Annotated in this window: 6 protein-coding genes; 4 read left to right on the forward strand and 2 right to left on the reverse strand. The window is 68.8% G+C overall.

The features are described 5' to 3' along the window. Positions 1 to 170: 170 nt before the first annotated feature. The 3 genes from QM841_RS30375 to QM841_RS30385 are packed head-to-tail and all read left to right on the forward strand — an operon-like array spanning position 171 to position 3,834. Entirely contained in the window at positions 171 to 998 is an 828-nt protein-coding gene (locus QM841_RS30375) for a class I SAM-dependent methyltransferase (protein WP_283334833.1), read from the forward strand. Further along, entirely contained in the window at positions 995 to 2,593 is a 1,599-nt protein-coding gene (locus QM841_RS30380) for a 1,4-alpha-glucan branching protein domain-containing protein (RefSeq protein ID WP_283334834.1), read from the forward strand. Before QM841_RS30375 ends, QM841_RS30380 begins: the two co-directional genes overlap by 4 nt. Beyond that, complete coding sequence (locus QM841_RS30385) at positions 2,590 to 3,834, forward strand: glycosyltransferase family 4 protein (RefSeq protein WP_283334835.1); 1,245 nt, start codon at positions 2,590 to 2,592, stop codon at positions 3,832 to 3,834. Before QM841_RS30380 ends, QM841_RS30385 begins: the two co-directional genes overlap by 4 nt. An 8-nt stretch (positions 3,835 to 3,842) precedes the next feature. Here the strand turns inward: QM841_RS30385 and QM841_RS30390 are convergent, their stop codons facing one another. Together QM841_RS30390 and QM841_RS30395 are read right to left on the reverse strand one after the other, a co-directional pair. Then, positions 3,843 to 4,100, reverse strand: coding sequence for a DUF3253 domain-containing protein (locus QM841_RS30390; RefSeq protein ID WP_283334836.1), 258 nt, complete (start codon positions 4,098 to 4,100; stop codon positions 3,843 to 3,845). A 25-nt stretch (positions 4,101 to 4,125) separates the two neighbouring features. Continuing rightward, complete coding sequence (locus tag QM841_RS30395; protein WP_283334837.1) at positions 4,126 to 4,869, reverse strand: acyltransferase; 744 nt, start codon at positions 4,867 to 4,869, stop codon at positions 4,126 to 4,128. A 139-nt stretch (positions 4,870 to 5,008) separates the two neighbouring features. Here QM841_RS30395 and QM841_RS30400 point away from each other — a divergent pair, with 139 nt between their 5' ends. After that, positions 5,009 to 6,316 (forward strand): outer membrane protein assembly factor BamB family protein, encoded by a 1,308-nt coding sequence (locus QM841_RS30400; protein WP_283334838.1) that lies wholly within the window; start codon positions 5,009 to 5,011, stop codon positions 6,314 to 6,316. Positions 6,317 to 6,371 lie beyond the last annotated feature (55 nt).

Raw genomic sequence — 6,371 nt, forward strand, 5'->3', positions numbered from 1 at the left:
TGTCGATATTTCGTCGCACGATGGCTCTGCGACAGATTACCCCACGTTAAGTTACCCGTCGGTAACTTGCGTGAAAGTCTCGTTCACCATAACGGCCGAAAGTGCATTTCATCCCTGTGATGTAGACCACCTGGACGAGCGACCTTGCCGGTGGCACTAACCTCGCAGCGGTGAGCGAATCATTTGTCGGCGACCGCGAGGACGCACCGCTGCCCCCGCTCGGTCACGAGCAATTGCCATCGACCGGAGACGAGCAACTGCCCCTCACGGGCGAGCGGACCGTGCCCGGGATCCCCGAGGAGAACTACTGGTTCCGGCGTCACGAGGTGGTCTACCGCGACCTCCTCCCCCGCTGCGCGGGACGCCGGGTACTCGAGGCCGGATCCGGAGAAGGCTACGGCGCCAACATGATTGCCGATGTGGCACGGACCGTCACCGGACTCGACTACGACATCTCCGCGGTCGAGCACGTGCGTGCACGGTACCCCCGCGTCGAGATGCTGCACGGCAACCTCGCGGACCTTCCCCTCGGCGACGAATCCGTCGACACCGTCGTCAATTTCCAGGTGATCGAACACCTGTGGGACCAGGCCCAATTCCTGCGCGAATGCTTCCGGGTGCTGACGCCCGGCGGGGAACTGCTCGTCAGCACCCCCAACCGCATCACGTTCTCGCCGGGCCGCGACACGCCCCTCAATCCGTTCCACACCCGTGAACTCGACGCGGCCGAGCTGACCGAGCTCCTGGAAGAGGCCGGCTTCAGGGTCGCCCTCATGACCGGCGTCCATCACGGCGACCGGCTGAAATCCCTCGACACGAAGCACGGCGGCTCGTTCATCGGCGCCCAGATCGACCGCGCACTCGCCGGTGAACCGTGGCCCGACGAACTGACCCGCGACGTCGAGGGCATCACCGTCGACGATTTCGCCCTGCACGAGGGCGATATCGACGACAGCCTCGACCTGGTGGCCGTCGCGGTGAAGGATCCTGTTCGGTGACCGAATCCGACAACCGCACCGGAGCGGGCGACGCGACGGAACCGGGCATGTTCTGCCTGGTCCTGCACTCCCACCTGCCCTGGCTCGCCAACCACGGCCGGTGGCCGGTGGGCGAGGAGTGGCTGTACCAGTCGTGGGCGGCGTCGTACCTCCCTCTCACCGCGATGTTGCGGCGGCTGTCCGACGAGGGTCGCTCGCATCTACTGACCCTCGGCATCACCCCCGTTCTCGCAGCTCAGCTCGATGATCCGCACAGTCTGGCGGGAATGCACCACTGGCTCGGGAACTGGCAGATCCGCGCGCACGAGGCGGCAGGAATGCCCGACGACGCGCACCGCGATCTCGGTGCCCGCGAGCACCGCGCGTCCGCCGCCGCACTCGCCGACTTCGAGCTGCGCTGGCGGCACGGCGGCTCACCGGTCCTGCGCGACCTTCTCGATCGCGAGGCGTTCGAACTGCTCGGCGGGCCGCTGGCCCACCCGTTCCAGCCGCTGCTCGACCCGCGGTTGCGTGCCTTCTCCCTCCGCGAGGGGCTCGCCGACGCCGCCGCGCGGTGGAACTGCACACCGACAGGTATCTGGGGGCCCGAATGCGGGTACACCCCCGGCATGGAGACCGGATACGCCGCGGCGGGCGTCACTCATTTCATGGTCGACGGCCCCGCCCTGCGCGGCGACACGTCGCTCGGCAGGCCGGTCCGTGAGTCCGATGTGGTCGCGTTCGGACGCGACCTGCAGGTGAGTTACCGGGTGTGGTCGCCCAAGTCGGGCTATCCCGGGCACGGCGCTTACCGCGATTTCCACACATACGACCACGCCACGGGCCTCAAACCGGCCCGCGTCACCGGCCGCACCGTCGACTCGGCCGACAAGGCGCCGTACGACCCGGCTCTCGCGACGGCCGCGGTCGATCGGCACGCGGCCGACTTCGTCGCCACCGTCCGCACGCGGCTGCGCGACGAGTCCGAGCGCATCGGACGGCCCGCGCTCGTCGTCGCCGCGTTCGACACCGAATTGTTCGGGCACTGGTGGCACGAGGGCCCCGAGTGGCTCGAGAAGGTGCTGCGCGCGCTACCCGAGGCCGGAATTCGGGTCGGCACCCTCGACGACGCCCGCAGGCAGGGTTACGTCGGCGAACCCGTCCAGCTCGAGAACTCGTCGTGGGGATCCGGCAAGGATTGGCGGGTGTGGGCCGGCGATCAGGTCTCGGACCTGGTGCAACTCAACTTCGAGGTGGTTGCGACCGCCCTCGACACCGTGGACAAGACCCACGACGCCGACACCGCCCCCGGACGCCCCGCGCTCCGGAACCGCGTGAACGATCAGATCCTGCGGGAGGCACTCATGACGGTGTCGAGCGACTGGGCGTTCATGGTCAGTAAGGATTCGGCCGCCGGATATGCCCGCGACCGGGCACACAAGCACGCACACGCCACCCGCGAGATCGCCGCCGCGGTCTCCGCGGGCAAGGACGCGGCCGCGAACCGGCTCGCAGAGGGATGGAACCGCGCCGACGGCCTGTTCCCCGGGCTCGACGCGCGGCGTCTGCCCGGCAGGGACACCCGGCTGACGGGCACCGAGGGAGGGGCGTCGTGAAGATCCTGATCGTGTCGTGGGAATACCCACCCGTCGTGGTCGGCGGTCTCGGCCGCCACGTCCACCACCTGGCCACCGAACTCGCGGCGGCCGGACACGAAGTGGTGGTGCTGTCGCGGCGGCCGTCGGGCACCGACGCCTCCACCCATCCCACTGTCACCCACATCGAGGGCGGCGTCCTGGTGGTCGCCGTCGCCGAGGACCCCGCGCACTTCGTCTTCGGCGAGGACATGCTGGCGTGGACACTCGCGATGGGGCACGCGATGGTGCGAGCCGGTGTCGCCCTCCACAAACCGGGGGTCGGGGAGGGCTGGCAGCCGGACGTGGTGCACGCACACGACTGGCTCGTGGCGCATCCGGCCATCGCGTTGGCCGAATTCTACGACGTCCCTTTGGTTTCCACGCTCCACGCCACCGAGGCCGGGCGGCACAGCGGCTGGGTGTCCGGCCGGATCAACCGCCAGGTGCATTCGGTGGAATGGTGGCTGGCCAACGAATCCGATGCGCTCATCACCTGTTCCGCGTCGATGCAGGACGAAGTGACTACCCTCTACGGTCCGCAGCTCCCGCCGATCACGGTGATCCGCAACGGAATCGACCTCACCACCTGGAGCTTCCGCGAGCGCGCGCCGCGGTCCGGACCGCCGAAACTACTGTTCGTCGGCCGCCTCGAATACGAGAAGGGTGTGCAGGACGCCATCGCCGCGCTCCCCCGCATCCGCCGCAGCCACCCCGGGACCACGCTGTCGATCGCCGGTGAGGGCACCCAGTTCACCTGGCTCTACCAGCAGGCCCGCACCCATCGCGTCGCCCGTGCCGTGAACTTCCTCGGCAACCTCGACCACATCGAACTGCTCGGGTGGCTGCACGGCGCCGACGCCATCGTCCTGCCCAGCCGGTACGAGCCGTTCGGGATCATCGCACTCGAGGCCGCCGCCTCCGGCACCCCGCTCGTGGCGTCCACCGCCGGCGGCCTCGGTGAAGCGGTCGTCGACGGCGAGACCGGCATGTCGTTCCAGCCGGGCGACGTCGCCGGGCTCACGTCCGCGGTCCGGGAGGTCCTCGACGACCCGGCCGGCGCCCAGCAGCGCGCGGTGGCCGCCCGCGACCGTCTCACCGCGGATTTCGACTGGCACAAGGTGGCCGAGGACACCGTCCACGTCTACGCGGGCGCCAAGCGTCGCGTGCGGCACCCGTTGGCGAGGCCGGAGATTCCCGAGCGTCCGCTGCCCGGTCGCTGACGTGGCCCTCACTCCGTGCGGGCCCACCGGATCCGGATCGGCCCCCGTGCCGATCGCGGATCCACCACGGCACCTTTCCGGGTGACCTCGACCTCCCCGGCGTCGGCCAGGCGCCGGGCGGCCTCCCGCACCGGTTCCATCAGGGGCCGCCAGTCGTCCGGGGCGACGGCGCGCGCGACGTCCGACGGGCAGATGCTCGCACTGTCGGCTCGGGCATCGAGGAGCGCCCGGATGCGCTCCTCGAGTTCCCTGTCCGACACGGCCATGACGCCGACTATGCCACCGGGGCGGTCAGTTCTCCTGCGCCGCCTTCTTCCGGGCGATGTCCTCGAGGGCGGCGATGTACTTCGCGCGTTCGGACGCGCCCGCCTCCCACTCGGCCTTGCGGTTCTTCACGGCCTTGGCCAGCGAACCGACGGCGATGCTGAAGTCCGGGATGTCACCCTTCACGACGGCATGCGCGCCGAGGACACAGCCTCGCCCCACCCGCGTGTTGCGGAGAACCGTGACCTTGGCCGCCACCCACGTGTCGGGTCCGATGCGGACCGGGCCCTTCACGATGCCCTGATCCTTGATCGGAACGTTCACGTCGTCCATGCGGTGATCGAAGTCGGTGATGTAGCACCAGTCCGCCACGAGCGTCGACGCGCCGATCTCGATGTCGAGGTACGTGTTGACGACGTTGTCCTTGCCGAAGACCACCTTGTCGCCGATGCGCAGCGAACCCTCGTGGCAGCGGATCGCATTGCCGTCGCCGATGTGTACCCAGCGGCCGATCTCGAGCCGCGACAGGTCGGGGGTCGAATGGATCTCCACCCGCTTGCCGAGGAACACCATGCCACGCAGGATCACGTGCGGGTTGGCCAGCTTGAACTTCGCGAGCCGGTAGTACCGCACCAGGTACCACGGCGTGTACGCCTTGTTCGCCAGCACCCAGCGCAGCGAGTCGCGTGTCAGGAAGCGGGCCTGCTCGCTGTCGCTCCGCCGGGATCCTCGCCACCTCGTACGCAACGGTGCGCCCCACATGCTCGTCATAGCCTGTCAGCCTACGTTCACGGCTCGCGCCCTCGTTCGGGTGTGTCCGGACTCCGACACCCGCATCGGGGTGTGCCGATCGGTGCAGCCTCGGCGGGATAGTCTCTGGGCCGAGCGTTATCGAAGACGAGGAGAAGTAATGCGGCGGGTCCTACGTTCGTCAGTACTGGCGCTGGCGACGATCTCGGCTGTCGTCCTCAGCGGCTGCAGCAGCGGAACGCAGGTCGACGACATCTTCTCCGCGGGCGGGTGGCCCGGCATGCACGCCGACGCCCGCAACAGCGACACCAGCCCCGTCACCGGTTCCCGCGACCTCTCCTTCGCCTGGTCGCGTCCGCTCGGCGGTCCGGTGGCGAATTACGCATCGGTGGCCGCCAGCGGCCAGATCTTCATCACGGCCCGCACCGAGAAGGGCTGCAACCTCTTCTCCTACCAGATGGACAGCGGCCGCAAACGCTGGTGCCGTCAGCTCGCGCCGGGTGTCGTGGCCTCCACGCCGATCGTCGACGGCGCCGCCAACGTGTACGTGGGCGAGAACGGTGCCATCAACTCGTTCAACGAGTACGGCCAGCTGCGTTGGCGCACACCGGTGGTCGGGACGCCGCTGTCGGCGCAGTTCACCGGCGACGGCAATCTCCTCTTCATCACCCAGCTCGGCCAGATCAACGTCGTGAACACGCAGACCGGTCAGAAGGTCGTGGCGCCGTACGACCTCGTCCCACCGCCGTCCGTCGCCGAGGGCGCGAACGTCGACATCCTGCCCGACGACAAGGGTCTCAGCGGCTGCTTCTTCGGCGCACCCGACTGCCCGGTCGCGAACATGCCGGCGATCGACCTCGAGTCCGGCAAGTTCTACTTCACGTTCTTTGCGCCCGGCGCTCCCGCGGCGGAACTCGTCTCGATGAAGTACTCCGGCGGCGACAACCCCGCCATCACCCAGGAATGGTCCAGCGATGCGCTGCCGGGCGGTAGCGCGTCCAGCCCCGACTTGTCGGCCGACGGCTCCGTCGTCTACACCAACGACAACTGGGGCACGTTGTGGGCGATCGATTCCGCGACCGGTGATGCGAAGTGGAGCTACGACATCGGGTACGCCGCTGCCGGTAGCCCGTCGACGTCCGCGGACGGTCTGATCATCCCCGCCGGCGGACTCGACGGTCACCTCCTGGCGTTGCAGGACAAGGGCGATCACGCCGAACTGGTCTGGGAGCGGAAGGATCTGCTGCAGCTGGGCGTCCCGGCGCAGACAGCCGGGTCGACCGGTTACGCGGTGGTCCGCGAGGGTACGGACGGGCTGGCGATGCTCACGTTCGACACCGGGACCGGCGAAACCCTCGACCAGGAGACCCTGCCCGGGGCGAAGGGCTTCACGGTCGGCACGTCCGTCGGGCCGAAGGGTGAAGTCCTGACGCCGACACTGCTCGGGGAGCTGTTCGTCCTCCGCTGACCCGTGAGTACTTGTCAACGTCCGGGGGGCTGTTGCGGAATTGAGTGAGGGCGGT

It is taken from the genome of Rhodococcus sp. IEGM 1307, from assembly GCF_030056915.1.
Classification (GTDB): domain Bacteria; phylum Actinomycetota; class Actinomycetes; order Mycobacteriales; family Mycobacteriaceae; genus Rhodococcus_F; species Rhodococcus_F opacus_D.